11 protein-coding genes are annotated in these 15,436 nt (G+C 69.3%); 10 read left to right on the forward strand and 1 reads right to left on the reverse strand.

Going from position 1 to position 15,436, the window contains the following annotated elements:
* Positions 1 to 80: 80 nt before the first annotated feature.
* The 10 genes from BX604_RS09540 (at position 81) to nagE (ending at position 15,115) form a co-directional block, all read left to right on the forward strand.
* Complete coding sequence (locus tag BX604_RS09540) at positions 81 to 977, forward strand: ABC transporter permease (protein WP_096507390.1); 897 nt, start codon at positions 81 to 83, stop codon at positions 975 to 977.
* Position 978: 1 nt separating this feature from the next.
* Positions 979 to 1,773 (forward strand): ABC transporter ATP-binding protein, encoded by a 795-nt coding sequence (locus BX604_RS09545; RefSeq protein ID WP_098550526.1) that lies wholly within the window; start codon positions 979 to 981, stop codon positions 1,771 to 1,773.
* Positions 1,774 to 2,059: 286 nt separating this feature from the next.
* Positions 2,060 to 2,767, forward strand: a complete 708-nt coding sequence (gene imuA, locus BX604_RS09550) for a translesion DNA synthesis-associated protein ImuA (protein ID WP_098550527.1) — start codon at positions 2,060 to 2,062, stop codon at positions 2,765 to 2,767.
* Positions 2,700 to 4,187 (forward strand): Y-family DNA polymerase, encoded by a 1,488-nt coding sequence (locus BX604_RS09555; RefSeq protein ID WP_098550528.1) that lies wholly within the window; start codon positions 2,700 to 2,702, stop codon positions 4,185 to 4,187. The genes imuA and BX604_RS09555 overlap by 68 nt, the downstream gene beginning before the upstream one ends.
* A 6-nt stretch (positions 4,188 to 4,193) precedes the next feature.
* Positions 4,194 to 7,412, forward strand: a complete 3,219-nt coding sequence (locus BX604_RS09560) for an error-prone DNA polymerase (RefSeq protein ID WP_098550529.1) — start codon at positions 4,194 to 4,196, stop codon at positions 7,410 to 7,412.
* A 318-nt stretch (positions 7,413 to 7,730) separates the two neighbouring features.
* Positions 7,731 to 8,465 (forward strand): GntR family transcriptional regulator, encoded by a 735-nt coding sequence (locus tag BX604_RS09565; RefSeq protein ID WP_098550530.1) that lies wholly within the window; start codon positions 7,731 to 7,733, stop codon positions 8,463 to 8,465.
* A gap of 97 nt (positions 8,466 to 8,562) precedes the next feature.
* Positions 8,563 to 9,666, forward strand: coding sequence for an N-acetylglucosamine-6-phosphate deacetylase (nagA, locus tag BX604_RS09570; RefSeq protein ID WP_098550531.1), 1,104 nt, complete (start codon positions 8,563 to 8,565; stop codon positions 9,664 to 9,666).
* The gene (locus BX604_RS09575) at positions 9,659 to 10,666 is read left to right on the forward strand and encodes an SIS domain-containing protein (RefSeq protein WP_098550532.1); all 1,008 of its coding nucleotides are present in this window, start codon (positions 9,659 to 9,661) and stop codon (positions 10,664 to 10,666) included. Before nagA ends, BX604_RS09575 begins: the two co-directional genes overlap by 8 nt.
* A 15-nt stretch (positions 10,667 to 10,681) precedes the next feature.
* Positions 10,682 to 13,264: a phosphoenolpyruvate--protein phosphotransferase gene (ptsP, locus tag BX604_RS09580; RefSeq protein ID WP_098550533.1), complete on the forward strand. Its 2,583-nt coding sequence runs from the start codon at positions 10,682 to 10,684 to the stop codon at positions 13,262 to 13,264.
* Positions 13,265 to 13,351: 87 nt separating this feature from the next.
* A complete protein-coding gene (gene nagE / locus BX604_RS09585; protein WP_098550534.1) occupies positions 13,352 to 15,115 on the forward strand; it encodes an N-acetylglucosamine-specific PTS transporter subunit IIBC in 1,764 nt (587 codons plus the stop codon).
* Positions 15,116 to 15,306: 191 nt separating this feature from the next.
* On the opposite strand, the gene cydX is transcribed toward nagE, so the two are convergent.
* The gene (gene cydX / locus BX604_RS09590) at positions 15,307 to 15,429 is read right to left on the reverse strand and encodes a cytochrome bd-I oxidase subunit CydX (RefSeq protein WP_098550535.1); all 123 of its coding nucleotides are present in this window, start codon (positions 15,427 to 15,429) and stop codon (positions 15,307 to 15,309) included.
* Between the last annotated feature and the right edge of the window lie 7 nt (positions 15,430 to 15,436).

Raw genomic sequence — 15,436 nt, forward strand, 5'->3', positions numbered from 1 at the left:
GGGCGGCTCCCACCCGGGGCCGCCCGTCCGCTTCGCCCGGCCGTACACGTCCGGCCGGGAAGCAACAGGATTTCCCCATCATGTCTCTGTTCTCGTTTCTGGGCGCCCTGGAGATCGGCCTGATCTTCAGTCTCGTCGCCCTCGGGGTGCTGATCTCGTTTCGCATCCTCAACTTCCCCGACCTGACCGTCGACGGCAGCTTTCCGCTCGGCGGCGCCGTCGCCGCGACGCTGATCTCCGCCGGCTACGACCCGTTCACGTCGACGGTGATCGCGATCGTCGCGGGCGCGCTGGCCGGTTTCGTCACCGGCTGGCTCAACGTGCGCCTGAAGATCATGGATCTGCTCGCCAGTATCCTGATGATGATCGCGCTCTACTCGGTGAACCTGCGGATCATGGGCCGGCCGAACGTGCCGCTCATCACCGAGCCGACGATCTTCACCGTGCTGCAACCCGACTGGATGCCCGACTACGTGCTGCGCCCGGCGCTGCTCGCGATCGTCGTGGTGGTCGCGAAGCTCGGCCTCGACTGGTTCTTCTCGTCGCAGCTCGGCCTCGCGATGCGCGCGACCGGCGCGAACCCGCGGATGGCGCGTGCGCAAGGCATCGCGACGGGCCGCGCGACGCTCGCCGGGATGGCGCTGTCGAACGCGCTCGTCGCGCTCGCCGGGGCGCTGTTCGCGCAGACGCAGGGCGGCGCCGACATCTCGATGGGGATCGGCACGATCGTGATCGGGCTGGCCGCCGTGATCATCGGCGAGACGCTGCTGCCGGCGCGCCGGCTCGTGCTGACGACGCTCGCCGTCGTGCTCGGCGCGATCGTCTACCGATTCTTCATCGCGCTCGCGCTGAACAGCGAATTCATCGGCCTGAAGGCGCAGGACCTGAACCTCGTGACGGCCGCGCTCGTCACGATCGCGCTGGTGTTGCCGGCGACGCGCAAGAAGCTGTTCGCGCGCAAGAACGGAGGGGCATGACATGCTGTCCGCACAAGACCTGAAACTCACGTTCAACCCCGGCACGCCGATCGAAACGCGCGCGCTGCGCGGACTGTCGCTTGAGATTCCCGACGGCCAGTTCGTCGCGGTGATCGGCTCGAACGGCGCCGGCAAGTCGACCTTCCTCAATGCGGTCAGCGGCGACCAGCGCGTCGATGCGGGGCGCATCGCGATCGACGGCACGGACGTCACGCGCCAGCCCGCGTGGGACCGCGCGCACCTCGTCGCGCGCGTGTTCCAGGACCCGATGGCCGGCACCTGCGAGGCGCTGACGATCGAGGAAAACATGGCGCTCGCGATGGCGCGCGGTGGGCGGCGCGGCTTTCGCGCGGCGCTCGACCGGCCGTCGCGCGAGCTGTTCCGCGACAAGCTGCGTCTGCTGAACCTCGGGCTGGAAAACCGGCTGACCGACCGGATCGGGCTGCTGTCGGGCGGGCAGCGGCAGGCGGTGAGCCTGTTGATGGCATCGCTGCGGCCGTCGCGGATCCTGCTGCTCGACGAGCACACGGCCGCGCTCGACCCGAAGACGGCCGCGTTCGTGCTGGAGCTGACCGCGCGCATCGTCGCCGAGAGCAAGCTGACGACGATGATGGTCACGCACAGCATGCGACAGGCGCTCGACTATGGCGACCGCACGGTGATGCTGCACCAGGGGCAGGTCGTGCTCGACGTGTCGGGCGACCAGCGCAAGGGGCTCGACGTGCCGGACCTGCTGCAGATGTTCGAAAAGGTGCGTCACGAGCAGCTCGACGACGACGCGCTGCTGCTCAGCTGACGCACGACAGGCGGATCGGCGCGGTGTGCGGTGCAGGCATCGTGCCGGTTCGCCTGCAGGCCCGGCGGCGCGATCCGGTTTCGCCGGCGTCGCGTCGGGGCCGGGTGGTTGCCGTGGGCGTTCGGCCGGTGCGAGTCGGCCACGCCCGGGCCGGTTCGCCGTAACATGACGAGCACGCCGGTTTTTCTTCCGCGTCTCATCTGACAAAAGGCTGGTTTCGTACCAGCACTGTGCGATGCGAGCGCATTGCCATATACTGTATATCCATACAGTTGTGGGTGGCGTCATGCTCGCATCCTCCATTTCTCCCGAATCCCTCCATCCGTCGCTGTGGCGTGGTTCGCAGCTCGCGCGCGGCAGTCAGCGCACGATCGACACGGGCTTTGCGCCGCTGTCGGCCGAGCTGCCGGGCGGCGGCTGGCCGGTCGGCGGGCTCGTCGAACTGCTGGCCGCGCAGCCGGGCAGCGGCGAGATGCGGCTGCTCGCGCCGGCACTCGCGCACACCGTCAGCGCGCGGCGTCCGCTCGCGCTCGTCGCGCCGCCGCAGTCGCCGCATGCGACCGCGCTCGCCAGTCTCGGCGTGCCGTCCGATGCGCTGCTGTGGCTGCGCGCCGGCAACCGCACCGATGCGTTGTGGGCCGCCGAGCAGGCGCTCAAGACGGGCTGCTGCGGCGCGCTGCTGCTCTGGCAGGACGCGCGCCCCGATGCATTGCGGCGCCTGCATCTCGCGGCCGCACGCACCGGCGACACGCTGTTCGTGATGCTGCGTCCGCTGTCGGCCGCACGCCAGCCGTCGCCGGCCATGCTGCGCGTCGCGCTGTATCCGGTGCCGGGCGGCGTGTCGCTCGACATCGTCAAGCGTCGCGGGCCCGCGCGCAGCGAACCGCTTACGCTCGATTTGCCGTCGCCCATCGTGGAGAGCCGCTATGCGCGTCTTGCTCGGCATCCATCTGCCGCGCCTGCCGCTCGACGTGTGCGCCCCGCCGCCGTCTGACGCAGCGGCCGGCGATGCCGGCTGCGCGGTGCTCGAACAGGGCGTCGTGCTGATTGCCGACGCACCGGCGCGCCGGCAGGGCGTGCGCGCGGGCATGAAGCGCGGCGGCGTGCTGACGCTCGCGCCCGACACGCGGCTCGTCGAACGCGATCCCGCGCGCGAGGCCGATGCGCTGCGCGCGGTCGCGCTCGCGTTGCTGCGCTTCTCGCCGTGCGTCGCGCTCGACGACGAAGCCACGCTGATCGTCGACGTCGGCCCGAGCCTGCGCCTGTTCGGCGGCCTGCCGTCGCTGTGCCGCCAGGTGCGCGCGACGCTCGCGGCGCTCGGCTATGCGGCGCGCCTGTCCGCCGCGCCGACCGGGCGCGGCGCGTGGCTGCTCGCGCGCGTGTCGGCGCGCGCCCGCATCCGGCGTCGCGTGGCCGCGCCGGCCTCGCTCGTTCGTGTGCTCGATCGCTTGCCGTGCGTGCTGTTGCCCGAGGCGCGCCCGTATGCGGGCTGGTTCGACGGCCTCGGCTGCCGCACGCTCGCCGATCTGCGCGGCTTGCCGCGCGCGGGGCTGCAGCGCCGCTGCGGTCCGGCGTTGCTTGCCGCACTCGATCGTGCGTACGGCGACGCGGTCGAGCCGCTTGCGTGGATGGCGGTGCCGCCCGTGTTCGACGTGCGGTTCGAATTGCCGGAGCGCGTCGAATACGCGGAGGCCGTGCTGTTCGTCGCACGGCGGCTCGTCGTGCAGTTGTGCGGGTGGCTGGCCGCGCGACAGTTGTCGCTGGCCGCGATGACGTTCGATCTCGAGCACGAGCGCGGCCGTCAGGCCGTGCCGCCGACGCCGCTCGAGCTCGCGTTCGCGGCCCCCGTGCGTGACGAGGCGCATTTCGTGCGGCTGCTCGGCGAGCGGCTCGCGCGCGTCGAGTTGCCGGCCGCGGTGATCGCCGTGCGTCTGAAGGCCACGCGCGTCGAATCGGTCGCGCCGCCGGCCGACGATCTGTTCCCCGAACCGGGCGGCACGCGCGAGACGCGCGCGCGGCTGTTCGAGCTGCTGGTCGCGCGGCTCGGCGCGGACAACGTGCTGCGCGCGGCGCCCGTCGCCGATCACCGGCCCGAGGCGGCGAACCGCTGGCTGCCGCTCGATGCGCAGGCCGGCAAGCCGGCTGCCGGGCCGCCGGCCGTGCCGCCGAGGCCCGCGTGGTTGCTGGCGGAGCCGCTGCCGTTGTTGATGCGCGGGGAGCGGCCGGTATTTCATACGCCGCTGAGGATGATGTCGTCGGTCGAACGGATCGAGGCCGGGTGGTTCGACGGCCAGCTCGCGGCACGCGATTACTGCGTCGCGCAGGACGAGGCCGGTGCGTGCTACTGGGTGTTCAAGGAGCGGGCGGGCAGCGAGGCCGAGCCGCGCTGGTTCCTGCACGGCCTGTTCGGGTGAACGGTGATGGTTGCGGAATTCAGCTGGCTGCCCGATTACGCGGAGTTGTTCTGCCGTTCGAACTTTTCGTTCCTGCATGGCGCGTCGCATGCGGAGGAACTGGTCGAGCGTGCGGCGGAACTCGGCTATCGCGGGATCGCGATCACCGACGAATGCTCGCTTGCAGGCGCGCCGCGCATGCACGTCGCGGCGAAGGCGAAAGGGCTGCCGCTCGTCATCGGTTCGTATTTCGACATCACGCCGGACGAAGTCGCACCCGGCCACGATCCGGGCCCCGGGGCGTTCGGGCTCGTGTTGCTTGCGCAGAACCGCGAGGGCTACGGCAACCTGTCCGAATTGATCTCGTGGCGGCGGATGGCATCGCCGAAGGGCACTTACAAGCTGACGTCGCGGATGCTGTCGGCGCCGCCCGCTGGGTTTGCACACTTGCGCGCCATGCCTGACTGCTTCGCGATTCTCGTGCCGACGTATCCGGTGCGTGCCGATGTACTCGATGCGCAGGTCGCGTGGTTTCGCGCGACGTTCGGCGAGCGGGCGCGGCTCGGGCTCGTGCAACTGCAGCGCGCGCTGGACGGTGCGCAGCGCGAGGAGATTCGCGCGGCTGGCGAGCGGCGTGGCGTACGCATCGTCGCGCTCGGCGACGTGACGATGCACCGGCGCTCGTGCAAGGAGTTGCAGGACGTGATGACGGCGATCCGCGTCGGCATGCCGGTTTCCGAGTGCGGGTATGCGCTTGCGCCGAATGCGGAACAGCATTTGCGTGGGCGGAACCGGATCGGGAATCTGTTCTCGCCGGAGGAGATTGCGGAGACGTGCGCGATTCTCGATGCGTGTCCTTTCGAACTGGACTCGCTTCGCTACGAGTATCCCGACGAGATCGTGCCGAAGGGGCATACGCCGACGAGTTACCTCAAGCAGGAGACCCGGGACGGTGCGCTTCAACGTTACTCCGGCAAGATACCCGGGCACGTGCAGGAGCGGATCGACTACGAGCTGGCGCTGATTGAGAAGCTACATTACGAACCATTTTTCCTGACCGTCTACGACATCGTCAAATACGCGCGCAGTCAGAACATCCTGTGTCAGGGCCGCGGCTCGGCAGCGAACTCGGTCGTCTGTTATTGCCTCGGCATCACCGAAGTGAATCCGGAGCAGAGCACGATGCTGTTCGAGCGCTTCATTAGCGAGGAGCGCGGCGAGCCGCCCGATATCGACGTCGACTTCGAGCACCAGCGTCGGGAAGAAGTCATTCAGCATATCTACCGGAAATACGGCCAGGATCGCGCCGCACTCGCGGCGGCCGTGTCGACGTATCGTCCACGCGGCGTGCTGCGTGAAACCGGCAAGGCGCTCGGCGTCGATCCGATGCTGGTCGACCGCGTCGCGAAAGGGCATCGCTGGTTCGACGGCAGTCGTGATCTGCTGCAGCAATTTGCGACGACCGGGCTCGATCCCGCGACGCCGATCATTCAGGCATGGGCCGAACTGGCGGGGCGGCTGCTCAATTTCCCGCGCCACCTGTCGCAGCATTCGGGCGGCTTCGTGATCAGCCGCGGCAAGCTCACGCGGCTCGTGCCGGTCGAGAACGCGGCGATGGACGGGCGGCGCGTGATTCAGTGGGACAAGGACGATCTCGAAGCGCTCGGCCTGATGAAGGTCGACGTGCTCGCGCTCGGCATGCTGTCGGCGCTGCATCGCGCATTCGACATGCGCACCGCGTGGCGCGGGCCGCCGGAGCCGGGCGGCGAACCGTTCACGCTGAAGCACATTCCTCAGGATGACGATGCAACCTACGACATGATCTGCCGCGCCGATACGGTCGGCGTGTTCCAGGTCGAATCGCGCGCGCAGATGTCGATGCTGCCGCGGCTGAAGCCGCGCAACTACTACGACCTCGTCGTCCAGGTGTCGATCGTGCGGCCCGGCCCGATCCAGGGCGGCGCGGTGCATCCGTATCTGAAGCGGCGCAGGATCGTGGCCGGCGAAGAAGAGGGCGAGGTCACGTACCCGAGCGATGCGCTCAAGGCCGTGCTCGAACGCACGCTCGGCGTGCCGATCTTCCAGGAACAGGTGATGCAGATCGCGATCGTCGCGGCGGGCTTCACGCCCGGCGAGGCCGACGAATTGCGCCGGGCGATGGCCGCGTGGAAGCGCAAGGGCAACCTCGAGAAGTATTACGACAAGATCGTCGACGGGATGCTCGAACGCAACTACACGCGCGAGTTCGCCGAGCAGATCTTCGAGCAGATCAAGGGCTTCGGCGAATACGGTTTCCCCGAAAGCCACGCGGCCAGCTTCGCGAAACTCGCGTACGCGAGCAGCTGGCTCAAATGCCACGAACCGGCGATCTTCCTCGCCGCGCTGCTGAACAGCCAGCCGATGGGTTTCTACCCGCCGTCGCAACTCGTGCAGGACGCGAAGCGTCACCGCGTGACGGTGCTGCCGATCGACGTCACGCAAAGCGGCTGGGAAGCGTCGCTCGAAGCGCCGCCGGGCCAGCCGCCGCCGCATGGCCAGCCGGCGGTGCGGCTCGGCCTGTCGCTCGTGAGTAGTCTCGGCGAAGCGGCTGCGCGGCGCATCGAGGCCGCGCGCGCGGCCGGCCCGTTCGAGAGCGTCGATGCGCTCGCGCGTCGCGCGCAACTCGAACGGCGCGATCTCGAAGCGCTCGCCGCCGCGAACGCGCTCGCGACGCTCGCCGGCCATCGCCGCGATGCGCTGTGGCAGGCCGTCGCCGCGGCGCCGGAGCGCGACCTGCTCGCCGCCGCGCCGATCGACGAAGCGGAGAAGCCGGCGCTCGGCGCGCCGTCGGAAGCCGACGATATCCTCGCCGACTACGACACCACCGGTCTCACGCTGAACCGCCACCCGGTCGCGCTGCTGCGGCCCGCGCTGCGTGCGCAGCGGCTGTCGTCCGCGGCCGAGTTGCGCGACCGTCCCGACGGCCGGCTCGCGCGCGCGTGCGGGATCGTGATCGCACGACAGATGCCGGGCACCGCGAAGGGCGTGATGTTCATGACGCTCGAGGACGAAACGGGCTGCGTGAACGTGATCGTGCGGCCCGAGCTGCTCGCGCGGCAGCGCCGCGAAACGCTCGATTCGCGGCTGCTCGCGGCGTCGGGCGTGTGGCAGGTCGTCAGCGACGTGAGGCACCTCGTCGCGCAGCATTTCGAGGATCTGACGCCGCTGCTCGGTGGCCTGCGCACGTCGAGCCGCGAGTTCCATTGACGCGGCGTGCCGGCATGCGTGCGGCGGCCGCGCTCCATGCATACCAGTTGGCCGAACTGGTTCTATCCAGGTATCGTTTTCAGCCCCGCCAAGCCGCCGAATCCGGCGTCTTAACTGTCCCCTTGCATACCAATTCGGGTAAATCCCTATCTCGTATCACGTTGTAAACAAAGGCTTTACGGCTACTAAAACACTTGCCTGGCAAGGCTTTCGGCGATTTTCGCACCGCTAGTACCAGTTCGTTGACTGGTATTGTTGTGGTTATATAATGCGTTCACTTTCGACGGTCCGAGATCGTCGTCCGACACCCGGAGGCACATGGAAACCGGCTGGTCCGAACTGGCGCCCGATCCCGTCAACGACACGCCGCTGTATCTGCAGCTCGCCCGCAACCTGGCGAGCGCGATTCACGCCGGCGCGTGGCGAGCCGGAGAGGCGCTGCCGTCGGAGCGGTTGTTGTCGGTGTCGGTCGGTGTGTCGCGGATCACGGCACGCCGTGCGCTCGCGCTGCTGGTCGAGCAGGGGCTGATCAAGCGGGCGCGCGGGGCGGGCAGCTTCATCACGCCGCGTGTCGCCGATCCGCTGTCGCGTCTCGTCGGCTTCACCGCGAAGATGCAGCAGCGCGGCTTCATGCCTGATTCGGTGTGGCTGTCGCGCAAGCTGCGCGCCGCGAACCGCGACGAGATCACGCGTCTCGGCCTCGCGCCCGGCGCGACGGTTGCGCGGCTCGAACGGCTGCGTCGCGCGGACGGCATCGTGATGGCCGTCGAGCATTCGACGCTGCCGGCTGCGGTGGTGCCGGATCCGCAGGTGCTCGGCGCGTCGCTGTACGAATACCTCGAAGCGCGCGGCATGACCGTCGTGCGCGCGCTGCAGCACTTTCGCGCGGCCAACGCGACGCACGAGATCGCGAAGTGGATGGCCGTGAAGCCGGGCTCGGCCCTGCTGGTGATCACGCGCATCGGCTATGGCGCCGACCAGCGCGCGATCGAAGTGACCGAAACGTATTGCCGCGACGACTACTACGACTTCGTCGCCGAACTGAAACGCTGACGCGCGAGACTGCCCGCGTGCCACGCGCAACGAAACGCAACGGATTTGCAAATCGCGACGCGGATGTCCGCGTCACCAGATCATCAAGAGACACGTCATGCTGACTGGAAACATCCTTACCCCCGATGGCTGGATTCACGGTTCGCTCGATAGCGTGAACGGCCGCATCACCACGCTCGACGGCACGCCCGCCGACCCCGCGAAGAACGACGCGCCGTACATCCTGCCCGGCTTCATCGACCTGCACGTGCACGGCGGCGGCGGCGCCGACGTGATGGAAGGCGGCGATGCGATCGAGACGATCGCGCGCACGCACGCGCAGTTCGGCACGACAAGCCTGCTCGCGACGACGATGACCGCGCCGCGCGACGAACTGATGGAAGTCGTAGCGAACCTCGGCACCGTCGCGCGCACCCGTACGCCGGGCGGCGCGCGCGTGCTCGGCGTGCACCTCGAAGGGCCGTACATCAATCCCGGCAAGCTCGGTGCGCAGCCCGACGCGGCCGTGTCGGCCGTGCTCGACGAAGTGCTGAAGTACCTGTCGATCGCGCCGATCCGCGTCGTCACGCTCGCACCGGAAATCGCCGGCCACATCGAGATCATCGGCGAGATGGCCGCGCGCGGCGTGCGCGTGCAGCTCGGCCACTCGCTTGCGACCTACGACGATGCGGTGGCCGCGCTCAAGCACGGCGCGTGCGGTTTCACGCACCTGTTCAACGCGATGTCGCCGCTGCATCACCGCAACCCGGGCCTCGTCGGCGCCGCGCTCGCGCATGCCGAGTACGCGGAAATCATCCCCGATCTGCTGCACGTGCACCCGGGCGCGATTCGTGCGGCGCTGCGCGCGATCCCGCGCCTGTACGTCGTGACCGACAGCACGTCGGCCACCGGCATGCCCGACGGCGAATACCGGCTCGGCAGCCAGCACGTGACGAAGTGCCTCGGCGGCGTGCGCCTCGCCGACGGCACGCTCGCCGGCAGCACGCTGACGATGGACCAGGCGCTGCGCAACCTCGTGTCGCTCGGCCTGCCGATCGCCGACGTGTCGAACCGGATGTCGCGCTATGCGGCCGACTACCTCGGTGTCACCGATCGCGGCCGCCTCGAGCGCGGCGCATGGGCCGATCTCGCGGTGTTCGACCGCGACCTGAACCTCACCGCGACCTACGTCGAAGGAGAATCGATTGTCGAATATGCTTAAGGAAGCGCGCGAGTCCGCCCAGGTCGTCGCCGCGCAACTCGCCGACACCACGCGCGTCGAAGCGCTCGCCGGCCAACTGCGCGATCACCCGCCGGCCGTCGCGCTGACGGTCGCGCGCGGCAGCTCCGATCACGCCGCCAGCTACTTCGCGAGCCTGACGATGAGCCGCCTCGGCGTGCCCGTCGCGTCGCTGCCGATGTCGGTCGCGACGCTGCAGCAGGCGCCGCTGAAGGTGCAGGACCAGCTCGCGATCGCGTTCTCCCAGTCGGGCAAGAGCCCCGATCTCGTCAACACGATGGCCGCGCTGCGCGAAGCCGGCGCGCGCACCGTCGCCGCCGTGAACGTGCTGCCGTCGCCGCTCGCCGACGCGTGCGAGCACCCGTTGCCGCTGCTGGCCGGCCCCGAACTGTCGGTCGCCGCGACCAAGAGCTATATCGCGATGCTGTCGGCATCCGCGCAGATCGTCGCGCACTGGCAGCGCGACGCCGAGCTGATCGCCGCGCTGCGCGGCCTGCCCGACGTGCTCGCGCAAGCCGGCCAGCTCGACTGGTCGCCGGCCGTCGCCGCGCTCGCGGGCATCGAACGGATGATCGTGATCGGCCGCGGTCTCGGCCTGGCGATCGCGCAGGAAGCCGCGCTGAAGCTGAAGGAAACCTCGGGTATCCAGGCCGAGGCGTTCTCGAGCGCCGAAGTCCGTCACGGCCCGATGGAGCTGATCGACCGCGACTATCCGCTGCTCGTGTTCGCGCCGCCGGGGCCCGAGCAGGCCGGGCTGCTGCAGCTCGCGCAGGACATGCGCGCACGCGGTGCGGCCGTGTTGCTCGCGGCGCCCGCCGGTACGCCCGGCGCGACCTTGCCGCTCGCGCAGTCCGCCCATTCGGCGCTCGACCCGATCGCCGCCATTCTTTCGTTCTACGTAATGGCGGCGGATCTCGCCGTCGCGCGCGGCCGCAATCCCGACACGCCGCGCCACCTGAACAAAGTCACCGAAACGCACTGATAGCCGAGACAGCCGATGAGACGCGCCGAGGAGTCCCAGTTGAAGAGTTCCACCCATGATCAGATCGCTCTGCTTGCCCCGTTGACGGGGCCGATCGTTGCGCTGGCCGACGTGCCCGATCCGGTGTTCTCCGGCGGGATGTTCGGCGACGGCATCGGCATCGATCCGCTCGCAGGCAAGCTCGTCGCGCCGTGCGCCGGCATCGTGTCGCATCTCGCGCGCACCGGCCACGCCGTGACGATCACGACGCCGCAAGGCGCGGAAGTGCTGCTGCACATCGGCATCGACACGGTCGAGCTGAACGGGCAGGGCTTCACGGCGCACGTCGAGGCCGGCGCGCGCGTCGAAGCGGGCGACCTGCTGATCGAGTTCGATCAGGATGCGGTCGCCCGCAGCGCGCATTCGCTGGTGTCGGTGATCGCGATCGCGAACTCCGACGCGTTCGACGTCGTCGAGCGCGCGAGCGGTTTCGCGACGGCCGGCAAGACGCCGCTGCTCACGCTGCACGGCAAGGGCGAAGCCGCCGCGCAGGCGGCGCAGGCCGGTGCGGCGGCGATGAACGAAGTGCGCCGCGAGATCGTGCTGACGCAGCCGGGCGGCCTGCATGCGCGGCCGGCCGCGCGGGCGCGCGAAGCCGCGCGCGGGCTCGACGCGCACGTCGAAGTGCATTTCGACGGCCGCAAGGCGTCGATCGAAAGCGTGGTTGGCCTGCTCGGTCTCGGCGCCGGCGAACGCGCGACCGTCGAGCTCGTCGGTCGCGGCGCGCACGCGCAACAGGCGGTCGATGCGATCGCGAACGAACTGCTGCGCGAAGCGCACGGCGAGGCCGAGGAGAAGCCCGCCCGGCTGCGCTCGCCCGCGCCGCAGGCGAGCGTGCGCAACGCCGGCGCGCCGCTCGCCCCGAACACGCTCGCAGGCGTATGCGCGGCGCCCGGCATCGCGGTCGGCGCGCTGGTGCGTCTCGACGATGCCGACATCGTGCCGCCCGAACAGGCAGCCGGCACGCCTGCCGCTGAAAGCCGCCACCTCGACCAGGCGCTGAAGTCGGTCGACGCCGATCTCGACGAGACGGTGCGCAACGCGTCCGCGCGCGGCGCGGTCGGCGAGGCGGGGATCTTCGCGGTGCATCGCGTATTGCTCGAAGACCCGACGCTCGTCGATGCGGCGCGCGACCAGATCAGCCTCGGCAAGAGCGCGGGCTTCGCGTGGCGCGCGACCATCCGCGCGCAGATCGACACGCTGTCGAAGCTCGACGACACGCTGCTCGCCGAGCGCGCGGCCGATCTGCGCGACATCGAAAAGCGCGTGCTGCGCGCACTCGGCCACACGAGCGGCGCGACGCGCACGCTGCCCGACGAGGCCGTGCTTGCCGCCGAGGAATTCACGCCGTCCGACCTGTCGTCGCTCGATCGCCAGCGCGTGACCGCGCTCGTGATGGCGCGCGGCGGCGCGACCTCGCATGCGGCGATCATCGCGCGTCAGCTCGGCATCCCGGCGCTCGTCGCGGTCGGCGACGCGCTGTACGCGATTCCGGACGGCACGCAGGTCGTCGTCGATGCGAGCGCGGGCCGTCTCGAACACGCGCCGACCGCGCTCGACGTCGAGCGCGCCCGGCACGAGCGCCAGCGCCTGGACGGTGTGCGCGAAGCGAACCGGCAGATGGCCGGCGCGGCCGCGGCGACCATCGACGGCCGTGCGATCGAGATCGCCGCGAACATTGCGACGCTCGACGACGCGAACACCGCGGTCGACAACGGCGCGGACTCGGTTGGCCTGCTGCGCACCGAGCTGATGTTCATCCATCGCCAGGCGGCGCCCACCGTCGTCGAACACCAGCAGAGCTACCAGTCGATCGTCGACGCGCTGCAGGGCCGCACCGCGATCATCCGCACGCTCGACGTCGGCGCGGACAAGGAAGTCGATTACCTGACGCTGCCGCCCGAACCGAACCCGGCGCTCGGCCTGCGCGGCATTCGCCTCGCGCAAGTGCGCCCGGACCTGCTCGACGATCAGCTGCAGGGCCTGCTCGCGGTGAAGCCGTTCGGCGCGGTGCGCATCCTGCTGCCGATGGTGACGGACGCGGGCGAGCTCGTGCGGATCAGGAAGCGCATCGACGAATTCGCGCAGGCACAAGGCCGCACCGAGCCGATCGAGGTCGGCGTGATGATCGAGGTGCCGTCGGCGGCGCTGCTGGCCGACCAGCTCGCGCAGCATGCGGATTTCCTGTCGATCGGCACCAACGACCTCACGCAGTACACGCTCGCGATGGACCGCTGCCAGGCCGATCTCGCCGCGCAGTCCGACGGCCTGCATCCGGCCGTGCTGCGCCTGATCGACATCGCGGTGCGCGGCGCTGAAAGGCATGGCAAGTGGGTCGGCGTGTGCGGTGCGCTGGGCGGCGATCCGCTCGCGGTGCCGATCCTCGTCGGCCTCGGCGTGACCGAACTGTCGGTCGACCCGGTATCGGTGCCGGGCATCAAGGCGCGCGTGCGCCGTCTCGATTACCAGCTGTGTCGCCAGCGTGCGCAGGATCTGCTCGCACTCGACTCGGCACAGGCGGTAAGGGCAGCAAGCCGCGAAGTCTGGCCGCTCGACTGAACGTCGACGGCGGGCGCGCGACCCGTTTCACTACGAAAGCAATTAGGTCAACGACGATTAATGACGAGACATGGATTGGAGGACTGAATGGACGGGAATCCGTTTCTGAAAATACAGGGTCTGGGCCGGGCCCTGATGCTACCGATCGCGGTATTGCCGGTCGCCGGCATCCTGCTGCGACTCGGGCAACCGGATGTGTTCAACATCAAGATGATCGCCGACGCCGGCGGCGCGATCTTCGACAACCTGCCGCTCCTGTTCGCGATCGGTGTGGCGGTCGGTTTCGCGAAGGACAATAACGGCGTGGCGGCACTCGCGGGCGCGATCGGCTACCTGATCGAAACCGCGATCATGAAGGACATCGATCCCAAGCTGAACATGGGCGTGCTGTCGGGGATCATCGCGGGCGTAGTCGCGGGCTTGCTGTACAACCGCTACAAGGACATCAAGCTGCCCGACTACCTCGCGTTCTTCGGCGGCAAGCGGTTCGTGCCGATCGTCACCGGGCTGGTGTGCGTGATACTCGGCATCGCATTCGGATACGTGTGGCAGCCGGTCCAGCATGCAATTGATACGGCCGGCCAGTGGCTGACGACGGCGGGCGCGATCGGTGCGTTCGTGTTCGGCTTCCTGAACCGCCTGCTGCTCGTCACGGGCCTGCACCACATCATCAACTCGCTCGCGTGGTTCGTGTTCGGCAACTTCACGCCGCCCGGCGGCGGCGAGATCGTGCACGGCGACCTGCACCGCTTCTTCGCGCACGACCCGACCGCGGGCACCTTCATGGCCGGCTTCTTCCCGATCATGATGTTCGGCTTGCCGGCCGCGTGTCTCGCGATGCTGCACGAAGCGCCGAAGGAGCGTCGCGCGATGGTCGGCGGCCTGCTGCTGTCGATGGCGCTCACGTCGTTCCTGACCGGCGTGACCGAGCCGATCGAATTCAGCTTCATGTTCCTCGCGCCGGTGCTGTACGTGATCCACGCGGTGCTCACGGGGCTGTCGCTCGCGATCTGCCAGTTGCTCGACGTGAAGCTCGGCTTCACGTTCTCGGCCGGCGCGATCGACTACGTGCTGAACTACGGGCTGTCGACGAAGGGCTGGATCGCGATTCCGCTCGGCATCGCGTACGCCGTCGCGTACTACGGGCTGTTCCGCTTCTTCATCCGCAAGTTCAACATGGCGACGCCGGGCCGCGAACCGGCGTCGGCCGATGCGGCGACCGAGTCGTATGCCACGGGTGGTTTCGTCGCGCCGGCGGCCGGTGCTGCCGCGGCCGCGCCGCGCGCGCAGCGCTACATCGCCGCGCTCGGCGGGGCGGGCAACCTGACGGTCGTCGACGCATGCACGACGCGTCTGCGGCTGACCGTCGTCGATCCGGAGAAGGTGTCGGAGCCGCAACTGAAGTCGATCGGTGCGCGCGGCGTGCTCAAACGCGGCGGCAACAGCGTGCAGGTGATCATCGGGCCCGAAGCCGACATCATTGCCGACGAAATGCGCTCGGCCATCGGCAGCGGCGCGACCGGCGCGGCGGCGACCGCCACGGCCGCCGCCGCGCAGCCGGTCACGGGCGCAGCGGCCGGCCCGCTCGATCCCGATCCGCTGCGTTGGCTTGCCGTGTTCGGCGGTGCGACCAACGTCGCGTCGCTCGACGCGATCGCGACCACGCGCCTGCGTGTCGTCGTGCGCGATGCGTCGGCGGTCGATCGCGATCGTCTCGGCGCGCTCGACGTCGCCTGGGTGTCGACGGATACGTTCCACATCGTGTGCGGCAACGCAGCCGCGCGCTATGCCGAACAGCTCGGCGCGCGGGTGCCGCCGGCGGGCGGCGGCGCGGCCGCGCAACCGGCCTGATGCGGACTGCTGCGATGAGGCCGGCCTGACCCGCGCGGCGGAGTCGGGCGGGCCGACACAACGAAACGGCTTGCGAGTGCATCGCAAGCCGTTTTTCTTTGGTGTGGTCGGTGCGCGGACGAAAAAAAACCTCGCGCGAAGCGAGGTTCGTTGCGGCGGGCGGCGGCGGAACGAACCGCCGCGCCCATCGTTCAGTCGCGCCGTGCGCGCACCGGCACTTCCGGCGATTTCTGCCGCGCTTCGAGCCACATCGCGTTGACGATGCCGAACGACAGCGCGACGCCGATACCGAGAATCCAGCTGAAATACCACATGATCCGA

This window comes from Burkholderia sp. JKS000303 (genome assembly GCF_002563755.1).
Taxonomy (GTDB): Bacteria; Pseudomonadota; Gammaproteobacteria; order Burkholderiales; family Burkholderiaceae; genus Burkholderia; species Burkholderia anthina_B.

Bases quoted from the DNA above. Each gene is read 5' to 3' on its own strand.
- BX604_RS09540 (WP_096507390.1), top strand. From the start codon at position 81: ATGTCTCTGTTCTCGTTTCTGGGCGCCCTGGAGATCGGCCTGATCTTC.
- BX604_RS09545 (WP_098550526.1), top strand. From the start codon at position 979: ATGCTGTCCGCACAAGACCTGAAACTCACGTTCAACCCCGGCACGCCG.
- imuA (WP_098550527.1), top strand. From the start codon at position 2,060: ATGCTCGCATCCTCCATTTCTCCCGAATCCCTCCATCCGTCGCTGTGG.
- BX604_RS09555 (WP_098550528.1), top strand. From the start codon at position 2,700: ATGCGCGTCTTGCTCGGCATCCATCTGCCGCGCCTGCCGCTCGACGTG.
- BX604_RS09560 (WP_098550529.1), top strand. From the start codon at position 4,194: ATGGTTGCGGAATTCAGCTGGCTGCCCGATTACGCGGAGTTGTTCTGC.
- BX604_RS09565 (WP_098550530.1), top strand. From the start codon at position 7,731: ATGGAAACCGGCTGGTCCGAACTGGCGCCCGATCCCGTCAACGACACG.
- nagA (WP_098550531.1), top strand. From the start codon at position 8,563: ATGCTGACTGGAAACATCCTTACCCCCGATGGCTGGATTCACGGTTCG.
- BX604_RS09575 (WP_098550532.1), top strand. From the start codon at position 9,659: ATGCTTAAGGAAGCGCGCGAGTCCGCCCAGGTCGTCGCCGCGCAACTC.
- ptsP (WP_098550533.1), top strand. From the start codon at position 10,682: ATGAGACGCGCCGAGGAGTCCCAGTTGAAGAGTTCCACCCATGATCAG.
- nagE (WP_098550534.1), top strand. From the start codon at position 13,352: ATGGACGGGAATCCGTTTCTGAAAATACAGGGTCTGGGCCGGGCCCTG.
- cydX (WP_098550535.1), bottom strand. From the start codon at position 15,429: ATGTGGTATTTCAGCTGGATTCTCGGTATCGGCGTCGCGCTGTCGTTC.